This window comes from Neptuniibacter sp. SY11_33, from assembly GCF_047778025.1.
Lineage (GTDB): Bacteria > Pseudomonadota > Gammaproteobacteria > Pseudomonadales > Balneatricaceae > Neptuniibacter.
Genome location: NZ_CP180543.1, coordinates 2,062,094 through 2,079,208, shown reverse-complemented (window position 1 = coordinate 2,079,208; position 17,115 = coordinate 2,062,094). Strand labels below are relative to the sequence as shown.

Below are 17,115 nucleotides of genomic sequence, written 5' to 3'. Positions count from 1 at the left end.
CTCCAAAAGGAATTCAGTTGTCTTAGTTTGCTTGTTGGGCAAACTGATAAATTTTGTCGATGACAGCACGCAGTCCGTTACCACGTGATGGGCTTAGATGACGATCAAGTTCTAGTTGCTTAAACAAACCGTCGACATCAAAAGCACAGATCTGATCCGCTGTTTTATGGTTGAAAGCGGTTTCAACCAATACCAGTAATCCACGAATAATACGGGCATCTGAGTCAGTAGCAAAGGTTAACGTACCGTTGGGCTCTTTATTAATGACCAGCCAAGTATTACTTTCACAGCCTTTAACGAGGTGTTCGTCTGTTTTTAACTGTTGGGGAAGGCCTTTAGCAGATTTTCCCAGCAGCATTATCTCTCTGTAACGAGCATTCCAGCCTGAGATACCTTTAAGCTTATCGATCAAGGATTCTGGCGATGAGTTTGATTCAACAGCCACAGCCGTAGGGCGAGTAATCGAATCCAGTGTCTGAATGAAATGGTTCACTTCTGCTTCAGTATTATAAAAAGCGAAAGATGCTCGTGTCGTACCCGGTAAGCCCAGCCTTTGCATTAGAGGCATTGCGCAGTGATGCCCGGTACGGACAGCAATACCTTGTTGATCTAACAGCAAACCAATATCTTGCTGATGTTGATCGGTCAGTGTGAAAGATACCAAACTGACACATTCAGATGCTGAACCAATACGATTGAAACCTTTGATTTGAGAGCAGCCATCAATAGCTGTCTTAAGCAAATGTTGTTCGTGTTGTTCCAGCAATGATCGATCAAAACCAGATAACCAGTTCAGAGCGGTTGCTAAACCGATGGTGGCGCTGATATTCGGTGTGCCTGCTTCAAACTTGAAAGGCAGATCGTTATAAGTCGTTTGATCAAAACTCACGTGTTTGATCATCTCCCCCCCGCCTTGCCAAGGGGGCATGACAGATAAAAGATCTTCCTTGCCGTATAAAACGCCAATACCTGTTGGAGCAAAAACCTTATGCCCCGAGAACAGGTAAAAATCTGCATTGAGATCTTGAAGGTCTACTTTAATATGGGGCAGAGCTTGGGCACCGTCGATAAGCACTAGCGCGCCAGCCTGATGAGCTAACTCTACAATGTGCTTAACAGGGTTAATCGTACCCAAGGCATTAGATGCATGAGTTACCGCAACTAAGCGGGTTTTATTGGAAAGTAGTTTTTCAAATTGCTCTAGATCTAACTCGCCATTGTCTAAGAGCGGAATGATTTTTAGAACAACACCTTTTCGCTGAGCAAGCATCTGCCAAGGAACGATATTAGCGTGATGTTCCAGTGTACTTAAGATGATCTCGTCGCCAGTTTCTAACTGCTGCCCCCAGCTGTTGGCAACTAGGTTGATCCCCTCTGTTGTACCCCGTGTCCAGATGATCTCTTTTTCACTACGTGCATTCAGATAGCGAGCAACGGTGCTGCGAGCAGACTCAAAAAGCAGTGTCGCATCCGAACTCAGTGCATGACTTGCGCGGTGAACATTAGCGTTGCTCTGCTGATAATATTCAGAGACAGAATCTATTACACATTGCGGCTTTTGAGTTGTGGCGGCATTGTCTAAATAGATTAAAGAGTTTCCATTAACTGTTTGATCTAAAATGGGAAACTGCTTTCTTATGCCCTGTAACAAAGTCTTAGGATCTCGCATGCTTTGGCTTAGCTATCCTTAGATGCTTCATCTTTATCTGCAGCTTGTTCAGCCCAGTGAGCCAGCTGTTTGTTATAACGCGCACGCCAGCGTGTGTACATCATGGCGCTGGTGAAAAGCGTACCTACAAGTAAGGAATAGCCAATGCCATAGATAGCCGTATTTGGATTAGTCGCAGCTAATACCGCCTGCATAAACAGCAGTAGAAGTACGAAGCAAAGCCATGCGTGTCCACGAGGATTACCTTTAATAATCACTCCTGCGAATGCTAGCAGTGGAGCCATATGGATAAGCCAAATAACCCAAGGTTTTCCGGTTGGAACAGGAATAAGGAAAAGGTGCCAAAGCGTAAACCAACCAAGCAAACCTAGGTAGCTTCCTACACAAAGGATACGCCCTAATTTAGCTTTGCTTTGATAATCGTGATCATCAGGAATATATGCTTTCAACTGCTTGTACTCTCGTGGTTTTACTAGGCGTTTAAAATAAAACGTTGTTTGCTAATCGGCGGGCCAATTCACCCAAGCGCTTACCTTGGGCAATACATAAATTCTTTTCGATTGGGTCTAGTTCATTACTGTTATCTGGACCCGCTACATGTGTCGGCCCATAAGGAGTGCCGCCGCTTTTAGTTTTTAATAACTCAGATTCGGAATAGGGTAAGCCAGCAATGACCATGCCGTGATGCAGTAAAGGCATCATCATGGTAAGCAAAGTAGTTTCTTGGCCGCCATGTAAGCTAGAACTGGAGCTAAACACAGCAGCAGGTTTATCAATGAGCGCACCTGACATCCATAAGCTGCTAGTGCTATCGATAAAATGCTTTAATGGCGATGCCATATTCCCAAAACGAGTTGGGCTCCCTAACGCTAAACCTGCACAGTTGGCTAAATCCTGTTCGGAGCAGTACAGTGCGCCTTGATCAGGAATTGAAGGTTCCGTCGCTTCAGCAACCGTCGAAACTTCAGGTACTGTGCGAAGACGAGCTTCAATACTAGACTGTTCTATACCACGGGCAATATGTTTTGCCATCGATTGTGTAGCACCGTGGCGGCTGTAGTACAGAACGAGGACGTAGGGAGTGCTCATATTAGATGATTTCCAGAACAGACTCTGGTGGACGACCAATACGTGCTTGATCGCCTTTGATAACGATAGGGCGTTCGATTAGTTTTGGCACATTGGTCATGATCTCAATGATCTGATCTTCAGAAAGAGACATATCATCTAGGCCGTTTTCTTTGAATTCAGCTTCTTTTTTGCGAAGTAGATCGCGAGCAGAAATACCTAACTGGCTTAGCACTACTTTCAGCTCATCAGCAGAGGGTGCTTCATCAAGATATTTACGAACTTGTGGCTCTACACCGTTCTCTTCTAATAGTGCTAGAGTCTGGCGAGACTTAGAACAACGCGGGTTGTGATAGATAGTTACTTCACTCATTGTGCTATACCGTACTAAGGGATCAAGGTGAAATGATCCGTTCATTGTGTTGGATTATGCGATATTGTATACGCCTGTGTTGCAGATTTCATGAAGGAACTGCATTTTAGGCCAGTGCTTAGCTGATTATTATGAGGATGGAAATGGCTTCGCTGTTAAATCACCGCGTTACACTGTTTATTCGTTATCTATTTCGACAGTTTCTGCAGAACCAAGGGATTCTTAATGCGGCGGCATTAACTTATACCACGCTGTTTGCTGTAGTCCCATTGATGACTGTTTCTTACGCGATGTTGGCGGCAGTTCCTTCTTTTCAAGGAGTGGGACAGGAACTACAAGGGTGGGTGTTTGATAATTTCGTGCCTGCCACCGGCGCCGTAGTACAGGATTACCTCAATGATTTCTCTTCGCAAGCACGTAAATTAACCGCAGTAGGTATCGCATTGCTGGCCATCACATCGATTATGATGATGAAGAATATTGAGGCAGCATTTAACCGCATCTGGCGAGTGAATGAACCACGTAAAGGGCTATCAAGCTTTCTGCTTTATTGGGCTATTTTGAGCTTGGGGCCAATTTTGATCGGTTTAGGCTTAGTTTTAACCTCTTATATCGCAAGTTTACCGTTTATCAGTGAGGCGACAGAGGCGGTGGGTCGTGCGCGCTTATTGTCAGCATTACCTACGATCTTGTCGGCTACCGCTTTTACTTTGATGTATGTAGCTGTACCTAACTGCCCAGTACCCTTTAAAAGTGCGCTATTAGGTGGTGTCGGCGTAGCACTGTTATTTGAAACGGCAAAAAGAGGTTTTACTGCGTTTGTTACTCAGTTCCCATCTTACGAGTTAATCTACGGTGCTTTCGCAGCCGTGCCTCTATTTCTGCTTTGGATCTTTATCAGTTGGGTCATCATATTGATGGGGGCTGAGCTAACGCGCTGTATTACAGTTTATCGGCCTAATGATCGGGCTAACGATCTCCCACACCTATATTCGGTTGTGGCGGTATTGCATCGTTTATGGAAGGCTCAACAGCAGGGGGAATCAATCTCGGATCACAAACTTCTACAAGAGGTGGATGCTTTGGATCAAGGGCGTTGGGATAGCTATCTAAAGATTCTGTTAGAAGGTGGCATTGTTAAGCGCAGTGACCAAGGCGAATACCTATTAAGCCGTGATCTAGGAAGTTTAACGCTATATCAGCTAAACCAACTACTTCCTTGGCCTACACCTTTACCGGTAATAACGACCAGCTTAGTGGAGTGGGAGAGAGTACTTAACGAAAAGCTAGTGAAAACATCAGAACAGGAACAGCAGGCTTTTTCTCTGACTTTAGAATCATTGTTTTCTGACCGAGATGAAAACAGTATTAGCACTACAAAACAAATCAACGGTTAAATTTTTAGGTTTTTGAAAGTGGCAGATTTATCTATTCATGCATTTGTCAGTGGCCGAGTCCAAGGTGTCTGGTTTAGACAATCAACTAAAGAAAAGGCGCTATCTTTAGGTGTCCAGGGTTGGGTTAGAAACTTAAATGATGGACGGGTCGAACTCATGGCAACGGGTGAAGAGCAGGCTGTGCTTCAGCTCGAAGCTTGGCTTAGCCAAGGACCTGAGCTTGCGAACGTCGCTGAAGTTATTAGTGAAAGAGTTGATAACATTGATGCGCCTCAAACCTTCGAAGTGCGCTAATCGACTACACTGCATTTGATGTCTTAACAGTCTTTGGAGTGGACTATGTTTGCCAAATTAAAATCTATCTTTGGCTTTAGTACGGACAGCTCAGCGAATAAGAGCAAACAGGATTCAGCAACTGCGGTAGAAGACCCTCAAGTAGCTGAAACCGCAGAATCAGACGTTTCTCCGCAATCAGTAGAGCATTCACGTGAATTAACTCTCTCATTTATTAGTAACTTACTGGGTGTACGTGCTGTTGCGACAGAGGAAACACTCAAGCAGGAAGAGTTGCTGCGTGCTGCGCTAGATGAAGAGATGGTTGGCTTAAGTGAAGAATCGATTCCTAAGCTATCTAAAAACGCTCTTTCGTTGATGAGTGACCTGGTTGATCCTGATACACCCCAATCAAGAATTGTAGCGGCTATCAAAGAAGACCCAGCGCTTGCTGGTAAAGTGATTTCTATTGCTAATTCTCCGATGTTTATTGGCTCCGGCATGGAAATCAAAGATTTGGAGCATGCGCTCAGCATGTTGGGCCAGCAACGATTAAAAGATGTTGTTCTATCCTCGTTGGTGGCTGATAAATTCGAAATCGATAGTTTTTATTTTGAAGCTTTTGGTAAGGCATTGTGGGGACACTCATCAGAAGTGGCAAACAATGCTAAAAAGATCTCTGAAGCGCTCGGTGGCAATCCAAATCTAGCTTACTTTGTTGGCCTAGTTCATGATGTAGGTAAGCTGATTATCTTTAAAAAGCTTATTCAGCTGCACGCTGATGAAAAGCAGGAGCCTCATCCGCAAGTATTTAGTAACTTGTTAGGTGATTATTCGCATGCACTGACTAGACGTGCTTGTGAGGTTTGGGAGCTTCCAGAAACTTGGTATAAGCCTATTCTCGAATTTCAGATGGAAACCCAAGGCGATTTCCGACAGCCTGAATCGGTAGCGTTATTCTTGGCTAATGCGTACGCAGAATTGCATGCCTTATTTTGTGAAGGAGAAATCACTGAGTTTGAGTTGGTTTGGCGTCTGCAACAGGCAGGTTCGACCCTTGAGGATTACAGGCAGCTGTATCCGGCCGAAGAGAGTTAAGAAATAAACTTAAATAAAAAAAACGGGCGTAAAGCCCGTTTTTTTATGAAGTTCTAATCTGAAGTAAAGCTTACAGATTGATACGCTCAGCTAGTAGCGGTAATACGCCATCTACTGCAACGTCTTGTTTCTCGTCGTCACGACGGCCTTTGTATTCCAAAGTGCCAGCTTCGATACCTCGAGGGGAGATAACCACGCGGTGTGGGATACCCATTAGATCAGAATCAGCAAACTTAACGCCAGGGCTAGTCTTCTTATCACGATCATCCATGATTACATCGTAACCTGCCTGCTGTAGTTCATTGTACAGCTTGTCAGTTAGCTCGCGTACGTCATCAGACTTGTCGTATTGAAGAGGGATTAGTGCAACGTGGAATGGAGCGATCGCTTCAGGCCAGATAATACCGCCGTCATCGTGGTTTTGCTCAATCGCAGCTGCAATTACGCGGGTAACACCGATACCGTAACAGCCCATATCCATTACGACAGACTTACCATTTTGATCCAATACTTCCGCGCTTAGGGCTTTAGAGTATTTCTGACCAAGCTGGAAGATATGACCCACTTCGATACCGCGTTTGATTTCGATAGTGCCTTCTCCACATGGGCTCGGATCACCTTCAACAACGTTACGAAGATCAGCGACTTCCGGTAGATCAACGTCGCGGTTCCAGTTGATACCAAACAGGTGCTTGCCATCGATATTAGCGCCAGCACTGAAGTCAGACGTTTTAGCAACTGTGCGGTCAACAATCACTGGGATGTCTAAGCCGACAGGGCCAAGGGAGCCCGGGCCTGCACCGATTAGTTCGCGGATCTGCTCTTCAGTAGCAAATTCTAGTGGTTCAGCAACTTGTGCAAGCTTCTCTGCCTTGATCTCGTTTAACTCGTGATCACCACGAACCAATAGAGCAACAAAATCGGCTTCGCACTCTTCAGATGCTGCAACGATCAACGTTTTAACTGTTTTCTCAATTGGTTGATCAAACTGCTCAACCAATTCATCAATTGTTTTCGCATTTGGCGTATCTACTGTCGTCATCTCAACAGATGGCGCTGCTAGATCGCCTTCAGGAGATAGTGCTTCAGCTAATTCTACGTTTGCTGCGTAATCGCTAACATTAGAGAACGCGATGTCATCTTCACCAGAGTCAGCAAGTACGTGGAATTCGTGAGAGGTAGCACCACCGATTGAACCTGTGTCCGCAAGTACAGGACGGAAATCCAAGCCTAGGCGGTTAAAGATGTTGGTGTAAGTTTGGTGCATTACATCGTAAGTCTGTTGAAGAGATTCCTGACCTACGTGGAAAGAGTATGCGTCTTTCATGATAAATTCACGGGAGCGCATTACGCCAAAGCGAGGGCGAATTTCGTCACGGAATTTTGTTTGGATCTGGTAAAAGTTTGCAGGAAGCTGCTTGTAGCTTTTGATCTCACGACGGATAAGGTCAGTGATTACCTCTTCGTGCGTAGGGCCTACACAGAATTCACGGTTGTGACGATCATTAACGCGCAGTAGCTCAGGACCGTATAGTTCCCAACGGCCAGACTCTTCCCAAAGCTCAGCAGGCTGAATTGCTGGCATTAGAACTTCCATCGCACCGGATTTATCCATCTCTTCACGAACGATACGCTCAACTTTGCGAAGCGTGCGAAGGCCAAGCGGCAACCAGTTATAAAGACCTGAAGCAACTTTACGAATAAGGCCTGCTCGAAGCATCAACTGGTGGCTGATGACTTCTGCATCTGATGGCGTTTCCTTAACGGTGGATATGAGATACTGGCTAGTGCGCATACTTTTACTCAATCAATTTTAAATTCGTTTCAAATCGCCACATTGTAGGTGGCTGCAGTGGTGCTGCCAAGGAAAAAACTACTCAGCAGCTGCATTTTTCAATGTAACTTCCCGTTGCGGGAATGGAATTTCTATATCAGCGGTTTGAAGTGCTTTAAATACAGCTAAATTTACTTGATATTGCACTTCAAAATAACGGTCTGTTGGCACCCAATATCGATAAGCAATATTGACGGAAGAATCTGCAAAGGCTTCGATACCGACTTGTGGCGGTGATTCTTGAGAGAGTTCATCAAACTGGGCTAAAGATTGTTTGATTACTTCAATCGCAACTTCTGGATCTGCGCTGTAGCTAATACCAACAGAGGCTTCGACAACTTTATTAGCGAAAGAATTTGTAATCACTTCGCCGACGATGTGCTTGTTGGGAATTGTAATGATCTCACCATCTTCTGTGGCGAGTAGGGTATGTGCGAGCTTAATCTCGGTTACAACACCTGAAATGTCGTTAATTGTTATGGTATTACCGACGACGAATGGACGGGTCAGTATAATGGTGAAGCCTGCACCATAATTGGAGAACACGCCTTGTAAGGCAAGCCCAGCGCTTAGAGATACGGCACCGATTGCTGCCACAAAAGGCGCAACGCTGATCCCAAATTTACCTAAACAAATCACCAATACCATAGCTACGATTAGCAGCTTTACGGTACTGGCTATAAATAAGCTTAGGGTAACATCAACGCTATTCTTTTCGCATAACTTAAGCGCGAACTTGCCTATTGATCGAGCGACAATCAGGCCGATCAAAAAGATGATGATCGCGCCAATTACCTGAAAACTATAATTGACGAAAAAATCTATGACCATGTTTGTTAAACGAGTTATGGTTTCAAGCTCGTTTTGAATTTCTTGCTCCATCAATAGGCCTCTTAACTAATTCGTTTCAGGCCGTCATCCTTTCAGAATCTTCGATAAAAGCAAAGAGTTCAGGCAGTTCTTTTTCACTGAATACGGGGATGCCGTTACGCATTAACTCTGCTGCGGCTACACCTGAGCCTTCAACGAGGTTGCCGGAGAAATTACCGTCATAAATACGTTTATTACCGCAAGATGGGCTTTTAGCCTTCATAAGTGCGCAAGCGACACCTTCGCGTTTGGCAATTTCTAAGGTTCTTTCAGCACCTGATAAGAATTCAGGTGTAACGTCGTTGCCATCTTGTGTCGTGATCAAAATAGGGAATTTGCACTGAGTTTCTGCTGGTGGGCGCGGTGTGCTTAAGCCGCCTGCGACTTCAGGGCAGATAGGGACAAAGCGGCCTTCCTTGTGCCAACGCTGCAATGTTGGGTGGTTAATTAAGTGATGGCCGCCATCATAGCGTACGCGATCACCTAGCATGCAGGCGCTAATTAAAATCTTCTTCATGGTAGTCCATTTTTGTTGTTATTTTTTTGCAGGCACATTCTACTCATGGTCGTTAAGATAGCAATCGACTAAAGTATAGAATTTGATCAATTCTATTGATGCGGGTCATGAAAATTAGGAAGCTGTGATGAAAGGGTGTTAGAGAGGGAGCGCTAGCTTTTACTCAAGCTAGCGCTAAAAAAGAGGATCTTATGCTTCTTTTTTATCAACCATAAAGGTTGCGGTACCTGTAGCAACAACTTTATCGCCTACAGTTACGTCTGTTTTGCACTTTACGCGTCGGCGGCGTGTATCAATCTCTTCAACTGTTAGTGTTGCTTTCGCTGTGTCACCAATAAATACAGGTGCACGGAACTTAATTTGTTGGTCAACATAAATAGCACCAGGCCCAGGAAGTTTAGTGCCTGCAACAGTTGAGATCAGCGCAGCACTAAACATACCGTGGACAATACGTTTTTCAAACGGTGTTGTTTTAGCGTAATCATCATTGATGTGAACTGGGTTAGTATCACCGGAAATACCCGCAAACATGCACACGTCTGCATCAGTAATGGTTTTGGCAAAGCTGTCGCTCATACCTACTTCTAAATCTTCTAGGTAGTAACCGTGTAGTTCCTGCATAGGGATGTTCCTTTAAATAGAATATGCAATCTGCGCATCATAACTAAAAGAAAGCGTCTCTGCCTATTTATAAAATCAGTTAGTAACAATTCGTAAGAATTAATTATCTAAATTAGTTGTGTCAGTGAATTAGGGGTGCTGCATGAAACTGTCAACTTGCACTGAATTGCTGTATCTTACAGACCAAATTTTTCTAATGGATTTGAGACCCGTTTAGCCATGATTATCAAACCAAAAATTCGCGGTTTTATTTGTACAACTACTCACCCAACTGGCTGTGCAGCTAATGTGCGTGAGCAAATTGAATACACTCAGAAGAAGGGCGCTATTGAAGATGGTCCTAAGCGTGTTCTAGTAATTGGTGCATCCAGTGGCTACGGTCTATCTTCCCGTATCGCAGCAGCATTTGGTTCTGGCGCAGCGACGATAGGTGTCTTTTTCGAAAAGCCAGGTACTGAGCGTAAAACGGGTACTGCAGGCTGGTATAACTCTGCAGCATTTGATGCAGAAGCTAAGGCAGCAGGTCTTTATTCTAAAAGCTTGAATGGCGATGCTTTCTCTCACGAAGCGAAAGAAAAAACAATTGCGCTAATTAAAGAAGAGATGAAGCAAGTAGATCTAGTTGTTTACTCTCTAGCTTCCCCTGTTCGTAAAATGCCAGATTCTGGTGAAGTGATCCGTTCTTGCCTTAAGCCTATTGGTGAGCCGTACAAGTCTACAGCGATCGACACGAACAAAAATGTCATCATCAATGCTGAAGTTGAGCCGGCTACTGAAGAAGAGATCGAAGCGACTGTAACAGTCATGGGTGGTGAAGATTGGGAGCTATGGATGGACGCGCTTTCTGAAGCAGGCGTGCTTGCTGACGGCTGTAAATCTGTAGCATACTCTTACATCGGTTCAGATATCACTTGGCCAATCTACTGGGATGGTGCACTAGGTAAAGCTAAGCAAGACCTAGATCGTGCTGCTACAGCGATTGATGCCAAACTTAATACAACAGGCGGCCAAGCGAACATTGGTGTTTTGAAATCTGTTGTCACTCAAGCAAGTTCTGCAATTCCGGTTATGCCTTTGTACTTGGCAATGTGCTTTAAGGTAATGCGTGAGCAGAACCTGCACGAAGGTTGTATGGAGCAGGTTCAGCGTTTATTCGATACAGGTCTATACGGCGATACAGCTGAAATGGACGATGCTAACCGTTTCCGTATGGATGACTGGGAGCTTAAAGAAGAAGTTCAGAACGCGTGCCGTGAGATCTGGCCTCAAGTGACTTCTGAGAACTTATTCGATCTTACAGATTATCAACTGTATAAAGATGAGTTCTTGAAGCTATTTGGTTTTGGCATCGACTCCGTGGATTACGAAGCTGATGTTAACCCTGTGGCTGAATTTGATGTAAGCGATATTTAATCGTTTATACATAACAGGAAGCCCCAATGGCTTCCTGTTTACTTGATACCTTGCCTCGATCGAACATTCTTTCAGAGATCGATCAGTTCTTAAAATCTAACAGTTCTACATCAAATATAAGCACTGACCCAGGTGTAATCACGCCTGCAGATCCATTCCCGTAAGCCAGATTTGATGGAATATAGAAACGGTATTTGTCGCCCGTTGCCATCAATTGTAATCCTTCTGTCCAGCCTTTAATGACTTGATTAAGACCAAACTCTATAGGCTCTCCACGATCGACTGAGCTGTCAAACACTGTGCCGTCTATCAGTGTGCCGTGGTAATGAACTTTTACTGTGGATGTGGCGCTGGGTTGTGAAGCTCCATCAGCCTTTTCGATAACTTTAAACTGTAATCCTGAGCTAGTCTGGGTGACGTCCGGATCGTTTATATTTTCAGCTAGAAATTCTTCGCCAGCTTTCTTATTGGCTTCTGCGAGTTTTAAATTATTTTTGCGGCTAATGTAGAGAAATAAAACGATGGCCACTATTAAAAGCGGTAATACATATTCCATAAAGGCTGTGCTCTTGAAGATGAGAAAAAACTCAATCTATAGCACAGACCATTAACTGACAAGAATGTGTTTTTATATATGCTAAAGCAGTGCTTGTAATTGCTCTTTCTCTTCAGCACTGTAATTTTGCAGCAGAGACAGCGTTTTAGGCGGTAATCTATCGGTTTCTTTGGTTATCTGTGCAAGGTTGAAATATAGATAGTCATGCATCCATTGCTGATAACTCTGTAACCAGTCACACATGAGTTCTTCTAAAGAGGTTTCATCCGCAGTAAAGCCTGCATTTAGATCTTCCTCTGAATATAAGTAACCCAGTTTTAGATCCTGGTAGGTTGGGTTGTCTTTACAGAAGTAGTCAACAGAAACTCGATCAGCAAATTCTTTGTGCAATAAGTAGCTAATGCGGCTGACGGATAATGGACCGGCGTTTAGCGAGTTAATATGCTCGGTTGCTTGATGCGAAAAGGATTCAATAGTGGAATCGCTATATAACACTGCAGCCATAATCTGGTCGATTCTAAAAACAGCGACGATCTCTTTTTTAAGTAGTTTTAGATAGCGCGTTTTCTGATTGGCTGGCAGAAACTGTTCCAACATATCTAAATAAAATTGATCGATGCTGGAAATGCTCGGAGCCTCTTCGAGTGCTTTTACATGCTTTTGAATCTGCTCATGAACGGGTATCTGTTCAAGTGCGTTTAGGCGCTTTGGTGTATGTGTAACAGCGTGCATGATCGGCTCCAAATTTGTTCTTAGCTATAAGAGTTCAGCAAAGCTAATGCCAAATTTGATAAACAATTATTTTTCAGTAGGTTGGCTAACTGATTGGGAAAGATAGAGGCAGATTATGGGTTGGTGCTTGCCGGTTTTAATTACTAGCGGCATATGGGAGGCAAAAAATAACCGAGTCATTTTTGGATGATGTAACTTTCGACAAGAACCTATTAACTAACAGTGGTTTTTCCTATTTGCTTACATATAGAATTGGCTTATTGCTTATCAAGCTTTTAGATATTTAAGGAAAAGATATTGGATCTTAAACGAAAAGTCCCGCTGCATTTGGATGCAGCAATACTGCTCGCGATTGTTTTCGTGTGCTCATTAGGCTTTAACTTGTTTCAGATGTACCAAGTTGTAGAATTGAATAAAGAGACAAGCCAGCAGAGTGTTCAGGCTGTGCTTGATCAAATGAATTTGGATGAGGCTTTGAAAAGAGTGGCGGTCTTAGAACAGAGCTGTGAGCTTGAGGCTGACGATTCTTGATAAGTAGGATCTATAGATACTAAAAAGGACGCGATCGCGTCCTTTTTGTATGTGTGAGCGTAAGCTGATAGGATCACTCGCTTATCAAATTCACAGAACCTTTGTCGATGTCGTAATCGTAGTAAGCCATACCTAGTTTATTTAGGTAATCCATACGGTCAGCACTTTTGAGATCAATTTCTGGTGCTTCTAGGCCGCATTCCTCATAGATGCTAGCTAAATGAGCTAAATAAGCTTCGCCTTCTTTTACCATTAGCAAACTTGCTGCACCTACATCCGTTTTTACTCGGCTGTTGAGATCATCTGAAAACGAAATTGCAAAAACAACAGCTTCTTCATCGCCTTCGATACGTACAGAGCGGTTTCTAACGGTTTGTTCGGCCCAAAAATAAGCTAACTCTTTGCTTTGTGTTAGGAATACAGGCTCGATGGTTTCGGTATAGCTATTACCGATAGTCGCCATAGTTTGTTTGGCAGCTTGTTTAAGCGCCTTGTCACCAGAACGATTTAACCCCTGATCTTTGATTGATTCGACCAGCGCGGAAGATGTGCCATGGTACCAAGTGTTGCTAGTGGCAAAACCCTGTTTAGTTAACAGTTCTTTAGCGTCTTTAAGAAAAGCAGGTGTAGTCATAATCTAAATCACTTAATCAGTTTGCAGTTGAAAGCAGTAGGGGATTCTATCGTAAAAATTGATTTGAATCCTTCGTAACTTTCTCAGTATCTGTGTGGGCCTATATCTATAACCCAGGTATAAAAAAGGCGACACCTAATAATAGGGGCCGCCTTTCTAAAGTAAGGTGCATGCCCTAGCTAGCTAGAACATGGCCTTAGCTAGTATTGCTTAGCTGAACTGGTTAGAAGTGTTCTTCGCGCCACCAGCTTTTAGAGCGTTCTCACCAGCAAAGTATTCTTTGTGGTCGTCGCCGATGTCAGAACCAGACATGTTTTGGTGCTTAACACATGCGATAGTCTGACGGATCTCTTTACGCTGTACGCCTTCAACGTAACCAAGCATAGCCTTCTCACCGAAGTATTCTTTAGCCAGGTTATCAACAGACAGTGCAGTCGTGTGGTAAGTAGGCAGAGTGATTAGGTGGTGGAATACGTTCGCTTCGCGAGCAGTATCAGCCTGGAATGTTTGAACGCGAGCGTCAGCAGCGTCAGACAGTTCAGAACCGTCGTAATCAGCAGACATTAGGTTGTCACGATCGTAAGCAGAAACGTCTTTACCTTCAGCAGCCCAAGCATCGTAAGTCTGCTGACGGAAGTTTAGAGTCCAGTTGAAAGATGGAGAGTTGTTGTAAACCAATTTAGCATTCGGGTGTACTTTACGTACATCGTCCATCATGCCTTTGATTTCGTGAACTGTTGGTACAGCAGTCTCGATCCAAAGAAGGTCAGCACCAGCATTGATAGCTTCGATACAATCGAATACGCAACGCTCGTGGCCAGTACCTTGACGGAACTGGTATAGACCAGAAGGTAGACGCTTAGGACGAACTAGCTTGCCGTCACGGCTGATTAGTACGTCGCCTTCAGCAGTGTCTTCTGGAGCAACTTCTTCAACGTCTAGGTAAGAGTTGTAAACGTCGCCTTGATCGCCTGGTTCTTTAACTACAGCGATTTCTTTAGTTAGGCCAGCACCTTCAGAGTCAGTACGAGCAACGATAACACCGTCATCTACACCTAGCTCAAGGAAAGCGTAACGTAGAGCACGTAGTTTCGCGTGGAAGTCAGCGTGAGGAACAGTTACTTTACCGTCCTGGTGACCACACTGCTTCTCGTCAGCAACCTGGTTTTCGATCTGTAGGCAGCATGCGCCCGCTTCGATCATCTGCTTAGCCATTAGGTAAGTCGCTTCAGCGTTACCGAAACCAGCATCGATGTCAGCAACGATTGGCACTACGTGAGTTTCGTGGTTGTCGATCTGAGACTGGATATCAGCTTCTTTAGCAGAATCGCCAGCTTCACGAGCTTTGTCTAGTTCACGGAAAAGACCGCCTAGTTCACGAGCATCAGCTTGACGTAGGAATGTGTAAAGTTCGTTTACAAGAGAAGCTACAGAAGTTTTCTCGTGCATAGACTGGTCTGGAAGAGGACCGAAGTCAGAACGTAGAGCAGCAACCATCCAACCAGATAGGTATAGGTAACGACGCTCAGTAGAACCGAAGTGCTTCTTGATAGAGATCAGCTTCTGCTGACCAACAAAACCGTGCCAGCAGCCAAGAGACTGAGTGTACTTAGTTTTGTCTTTGTCGAACTCAGCCATGTCGCGACGCATGATACCAGCAGTGTACTTAGCGATATCTAGGCCAGTTTTGAATTTGTTCTGAGCGCGCATGCGAGCAGCAGATTCTGGGTTGATTGCATCCCAAGGGCTACCAGCTTCAGCTTTGATGCCTGCAATGCTTTCGATGTCTTTGTTAAGTGATGACATGGTCATTCCTTCTATATTAGTTGCCAGCCATTTTTCGGCTAACTCTTAAAAGTTTCGCAATCGATTCTAGTGCGGTTAACCCTATAATTGAAATAAATGCCTGTTATTTGCAGTATTTATCCTGTGAATAGGTCTATGGTATTATTACTGAAACACGCATGATTACGGCATTGATATGAATCTGGACAAAATCGACCTTAACCTTTTGGTGTATCTTGATATTTTGCTGCGGGAGCGTAATGTGACCCGGTCCGCCAGCTTACTTGGGATTACACAGCCCGCTATGAGTAATGGTTTGCGGCGGTTGCGTGAAACTTTTGGCGACCCACTTTTGGTTCGAACCAGTGAAGGGATGGTGCCTACTGAACGTGCTCAATCATTGCAACCGCTGCTCAGACAAATCCTTGCATCGGTAGAGCAGGTGATAGAACCAACAACTGAGTTTGATGCTAAATCAAGTGACCGAGTCTTTCGTATAATGACGAGTGACTATGGTGAAGCAACGCTTTTACCTCGGTTATTAAAGCGTTTGAACCGTGATGCGCCAGATGTTGTCCTTGATATTCTAACACCGAGTGATATGAGCTTTCTTGAAGTGGAGCAGGGCTTGGTTGATCTGGTTATCAACCGTTTTGATACTATGCCGCAATCGTTCCACCAAAAGACCTTATGGAAAGATTCGTTTTCGTGTTTATTTGCTGTAGATAATCCTATTTCCCATGATTACTGTTTGGAAACTTATATCAGAGCAAATCATGTTTGGGTGAGTAAAACAGGCATGGGCGCGGGTATGGGTATCACGCCAGAGGATACTAAACGATTAGGTTGGGTGGACGAAGCTTTAGATGCAATAGGTTATAAACGCCATATTTCTGTCTTTACTCGGCATTATCAGTCAGCAGCCTTACTTGCTACACAAAAAGGGCTTATTGCCACAATTCCGAGCCGTGCTGCTGCAATTCAATCCGATAACCCAAGATTGGTGGTAAAAAAACCGCCTTTTGAAATTCCGGAATTTGAGTTCAAAATGGCTTGGAGCCCATTGCTACAACATAACGCTGCTCACCGTTGGATACGCCAGGTTATCTCTGATGTGGCTTCCGTTTCATAAAGGATATTCAGTCATAAGTTAAAAAAATCAATTTAATAAGGCGGTCTAACCGCCTTATTTTTTACCTAATGATTCTTCAGGTATTGCGCATTCAATTGTTGGGTGGAGCATGGTTTGCTTAGTCTTTTTGGTTTGTGGTATCGAAATCAGACCAAAAAACAGCATAAAACCAATGTACCAATTAGCAGTTAGGTAAATCTGTGAATATGAAAGGTATTGTTCAATGAGGTTGCCTTCCATTCTTGGCATATGCAAGTACATCGAATATAGGTACCAAACCAAAATTTGAATAACGATTAAATGATGAAACCATCTGAACATCGCTTTGAACTGTTCTACTAAGATAAAAGATAAGAGTAGAAATGTTGCAGGTATAGTGATGGTTATATAATCGTGAAGCCCTAGAGTTTTACTGGAAAGGTATATAGTTATGCTGCCTAGCCATACCATTAACGTCAGTAGTTTCATTGGAATTCCTTTTCTTTTTTCAGTAATTAGGCTTGGATCCTCTGTTTCAGTCAACAGGTCAAATGCCCGAGTTAACTACTTGATTTGCTTTGCATAGGCACTGATAGATGTAATAGAGTAACTCCTTTAGTTTAAAAGGAGTTT

The 17,115-nt window shown here is 43.9% G+C and carries 19 protein-coding genes; 6 read left to right on the top strand and 13 right to left on the bottom strand.

Going from position 1 to position 17,115, the window contains the following annotated elements:
* Window positions 1-22: 22 nt before the first annotated feature.
* Genes ACMXYV_RS09900 through arsC form a run of 4 tightly spaced genes read right to left on the bottom strand, consistent with a single transcriptional unit; the run spans window position 23 to window position 3,110 of the window.
* Window positions 23-1,669 (bottom strand): SufS family cysteine desulfurase, encoded by a 1,647-nt coding sequence (locus ACMXYV_RS09900; protein WP_415888339.1) that lies wholly within the window; start codon window positions 1,667-1,669, stop codon window positions 23-25.
* Between the two features lie 8 nt (window positions 1,670-1,677).
* Window positions 1,678-2,118 (bottom strand): DUF2069 domain-containing protein, encoded by a 441-nt coding sequence (locus tag ACMXYV_RS09895; RefSeq protein ID WP_415888338.1) that lies wholly within the window; start codon window positions 2,116-2,118, stop codon window positions 1,678-1,680.
* A gap of 31 nt (window positions 2,119-2,149) precedes the next feature.
* Window positions 2,150-2,758, bottom strand: coding sequence for an NAD(P)H:quinone oxidoreductase (gene wrbA, locus ACMXYV_RS09890; protein WP_415888337.1), 609 nt, complete (start codon window positions 2,756-2,758; stop codon window positions 2,150-2,152).
* Window position 2,759: 1 nt separating this feature from the next.
* A complete protein-coding gene (gene arsC, locus ACMXYV_RS09885; protein WP_415881439.1) occupies window positions 2,760-3,110 on the bottom strand; it encodes an arsenate reductase (glutaredoxin) in 351 nt (116 codons plus the stop codon).
* A gap of 143 nt (window positions 3,111-3,253) precedes the next feature.
* On the opposite strand from arsC, the gene ACMXYV_RS09880 reads away from it, so the two are divergent.
* The 3 genes from ACMXYV_RS09880 to ACMXYV_RS09870 are packed head-to-tail and all read left to right on the top strand — an operon-like array spanning window position 3,254 to window position 5,878.
* Entirely contained in the window at window positions 3,254-4,507 is a 1,254-nt protein-coding gene (locus ACMXYV_RS09880; protein WP_415888336.1) for a YihY family inner membrane protein, read from the top strand.
* A gap of 18 nt (window positions 4,508-4,525) precedes the next feature.
* Window positions 4,526-4,801 carry an acylphosphatase gene (locus tag ACMXYV_RS09875; RefSeq protein ID WP_415888335.1) on the top strand — a complete coding sequence of 92 codons (276 nt, stop codon included), beginning with the start codon at window positions 4,526-4,528 and terminating at the stop codon, window positions 4,799-4,801.
* A 45-nt stretch (window positions 4,802-4,846) separates the two neighbouring features.
* Window positions 4,847-5,878 (top strand): HDOD domain-containing protein, encoded by a 1,032-nt coding sequence (locus ACMXYV_RS09870; RefSeq protein ID WP_415888334.1) that lies wholly within the window; start codon window positions 4,847-4,849, stop codon window positions 5,876-5,878.
* Between the two features lie 70 nt (window positions 5,879-5,948).
* On the opposite strand, the gene ACMXYV_RS09865 is transcribed toward ACMXYV_RS09870, so the two are convergent.
* The 4 genes from ACMXYV_RS09865 to ACMXYV_RS09850 all read right to left on the bottom strand — a co-directional run bounded on the left by ACMXYV_RS09865 (window position 5,949) and on the right by ACMXYV_RS09850 (window position 9,720).
* Window positions 5,949-7,673 (bottom strand): proline--tRNA ligase, encoded by a 1,725-nt coding sequence (locus tag ACMXYV_RS09865; protein WP_415888333.1) that lies wholly within the window; start codon window positions 7,671-7,673, stop codon window positions 5,949-5,951.
* Between the two features lie 78 nt (window positions 7,674-7,751).
* Entirely contained in the window at window positions 7,752-8,594 is an 843-nt protein-coding gene (locus ACMXYV_RS09860; RefSeq protein ID WP_415888332.1) for a mechanosensitive ion channel family protein, read from the bottom strand.
* A gap of 25 nt (window positions 8,595-8,619) precedes the next feature.
* The gene (locus tag ACMXYV_RS09855; protein WP_415888331.1) at window positions 8,620-9,099 is read right to left on the bottom strand and encodes a DUF523 domain-containing protein; all 480 of its coding nucleotides are present in this window, start codon (window positions 9,097-9,099) and stop codon (window positions 8,620-8,622) included.
* Window positions 9,100-9,288: 189 nt separating this feature from the next.
* Window positions 9,289-9,720 (bottom strand): MaoC family dehydratase, encoded by a 432-nt coding sequence (locus ACMXYV_RS09850; RefSeq protein WP_415881432.1) that lies wholly within the window; start codon window positions 9,718-9,720, stop codon window positions 9,289-9,291.
* Window positions 9,721-9,939: 219 nt separating this feature from the next.
* On the opposite strand from ACMXYV_RS09850, the gene fabV reads away from it, so the two are divergent.
* Window positions 9,940-11,133: an enoyl-ACP reductase FabV gene (fabV, locus tag ACMXYV_RS09845; RefSeq protein WP_415888330.1), complete on the top strand. Its 1,194-nt coding sequence runs from the start codon at window positions 9,940-9,942 to the stop codon at window positions 11,131-11,133.
* 82 nt (window positions 11,134-11,215) lie between these two features.
* Here fabV and ACMXYV_RS09840 read toward each other — a convergent pair whose 3' ends face one another.
* A complete protein-coding gene (locus ACMXYV_RS09840; RefSeq protein WP_415888329.1) occupies window positions 11,216-11,689 on the bottom strand; it encodes an FKBP-type peptidyl-prolyl cis-trans isomerase in 474 nt (157 codons plus the stop codon).
* An 81-nt stretch (window positions 11,690-11,770) separates the two neighbouring features.
* Window positions 11,771-12,421, bottom strand: coding sequence for a hypothetical protein (locus tag ACMXYV_RS09835; protein WP_415888328.1), 651 nt, complete (start codon window positions 12,419-12,421; stop codon window positions 11,771-11,773).
* Window positions 12,422-12,718: 297 nt separating this feature from the next.
* On the opposite strand from ACMXYV_RS09835, the gene ACMXYV_RS09830 reads away from it, so the two are divergent.
* Window positions 12,719-12,952, top strand: coding sequence for a hypothetical protein (locus tag ACMXYV_RS09830; RefSeq protein ID WP_415888327.1), 234 nt, complete (start codon window positions 12,719-12,721; stop codon window positions 12,950-12,952).
* A gap of 73 nt (window positions 12,953-13,025) precedes the next feature.
* Here the strand turns inward: ACMXYV_RS09830 and ACMXYV_RS09825 are convergent, their stop codons facing one another.
* Together ACMXYV_RS09825 and ACMXYV_RS09820 are read right to left on the bottom strand one after the other, a co-directional pair.
* Window positions 13,026-13,586, bottom strand: coding sequence for a hypothetical protein (locus ACMXYV_RS09825; protein ID WP_415888326.1), 561 nt, complete (start codon window positions 13,584-13,586; stop codon window positions 13,026-13,028).
* A 210-nt stretch (window positions 13,587-13,796) separates the two neighbouring features.
* A complete protein-coding gene (locus tag ACMXYV_RS09820) occupies window positions 13,797-15,392 on the bottom strand; it encodes an isocitrate lyase (RefSeq protein ID WP_415888325.1) in 1,596 nt (531 codons plus the stop codon).
* Window positions 15,393-15,567: 175 nt separating this feature from the next.
* On the opposite strand from ACMXYV_RS09820, the gene ACMXYV_RS09815 reads away from it, so the two are divergent.
* Window positions 15,568-16,503: a LysR substrate-binding domain-containing protein gene (locus ACMXYV_RS09815; RefSeq protein ID WP_415888324.1), complete on the top strand. Its 936-nt coding sequence runs from the start codon at window positions 15,568-15,570 to the stop codon at window positions 16,501-16,503.
* Between the two features lie 54 nt (window positions 16,504-16,557).
* Here the strand turns inward: ACMXYV_RS09815 and ACMXYV_RS09810 are convergent, their stop codons facing one another.
* Window positions 16,558-16,971 carry a hypothetical protein gene (locus ACMXYV_RS09810; RefSeq protein ID WP_415888323.1) on the bottom strand — a complete coding sequence of 138 codons (414 nt, stop codon included), beginning with the start codon at window positions 16,969-16,971 and terminating at the stop codon, window positions 16,558-16,560.
* Between the last annotated feature and the right edge of the window lie 144 nt (window positions 16,972-17,115).

Bases quoted from the DNA above. Each gene is read 5' to 3' on its own strand.
- ACMXYV_RS09900 (WP_415888339.1), bottom strand. From the start codon at position 1,669: ATGCGAGATCCTAAGACTTTGTTACAGGGCATAAGAAAGCAGTTTCCC.
- wrbA (WP_415888337.1), bottom strand. From the start codon at position 2,758: ATGAGCACTCCCTACGTCCTCGTTCTGTACTACAGCCGCCACGGTGCT.
- arsC (WP_415881439.1), bottom strand. From the start codon at position 3,110: ATGAGTGAAGTAACTATCTATCACAACCCGCGTTGTTCTAAGTCTCGC.
- ACMXYV_RS09880 (WP_415888336.1), top strand. From the start codon at position 3,254: ATGGCTTCGCTGTTAAATCACCGCGTTACACTGTTTATTCGTTATCTA.
- ACMXYV_RS09870 (WP_415888334.1), top strand. From the start codon at position 4,847: ATGTTTGCCAAATTAAAATCTATCTTTGGCTTTAGTACGGACAGCTCA.
- ACMXYV_RS09865 (WP_415888333.1), bottom strand. From the start codon at position 7,673: ATGCGCACTAGCCAGTATCTCATATCCACCGTTAAGGAAACGCCATCA.
- ACMXYV_RS09860 (WP_415888332.1), bottom strand. From the start codon at position 8,594: ATGGAGCAAGAAATTCAAAACGAGCTTGAAACCATAACTCGTTTAACA.
- ACMXYV_RS09855 (WP_415888331.1), bottom strand. From the start codon at position 9,099: ATGAAGAAGATTTTAATTAGCGCCTGCATGCTAGGTGATCGCGTACGC.
- ACMXYV_RS09850 (WP_415881432.1), bottom strand. From the start codon at position 9,720: ATGCAGGAACTACACGGTTACTACCTAGAAGATTTAGAAGTAGGTATG.
- fabV (WP_415888330.1), top strand. From the start codon at position 9,940: ATGATTATCAAACCAAAAATTCGCGGTTTTATTTGTACAACTACTCAC.
- ACMXYV_RS09840 (WP_415888329.1), bottom strand. From the start codon at position 11,689: ATGGAATATGTATTACCGCTTTTAATAGTGGCCATCGTTTTATTTCTC.
- ACMXYV_RS09835 (WP_415888328.1), bottom strand. From the start codon at position 12,421: ATGCACGCTGTTACACATACACCAAAGCGCCTAAACGCACTTGAACAG.
- ACMXYV_RS09825 (WP_415888326.1), bottom strand. From the start codon at position 13,586: ATGACTACACCTGCTTTTCTTAAAGACGCTAAAGAACTGTTAACTAAA.
- ACMXYV_RS09820 (WP_415888325.1), bottom strand. From the start codon at position 15,392: ATGTCATCACTTAACAAAGACATCGAAAGCATTGCAGGCATCAAAGCT.
- ACMXYV_RS09815 (WP_415888324.1), top strand. From the start codon at position 15,568: ATGAATCTGGACAAAATCGACCTTAACCTTTTGGTGTATCTTGATATT.
- ACMXYV_RS09810 (WP_415888323.1), bottom strand. From the start codon at position 16,971: ATGAAACTACTGACGTTAATGGTATGGCTAGGCAGCATAACTATATAC.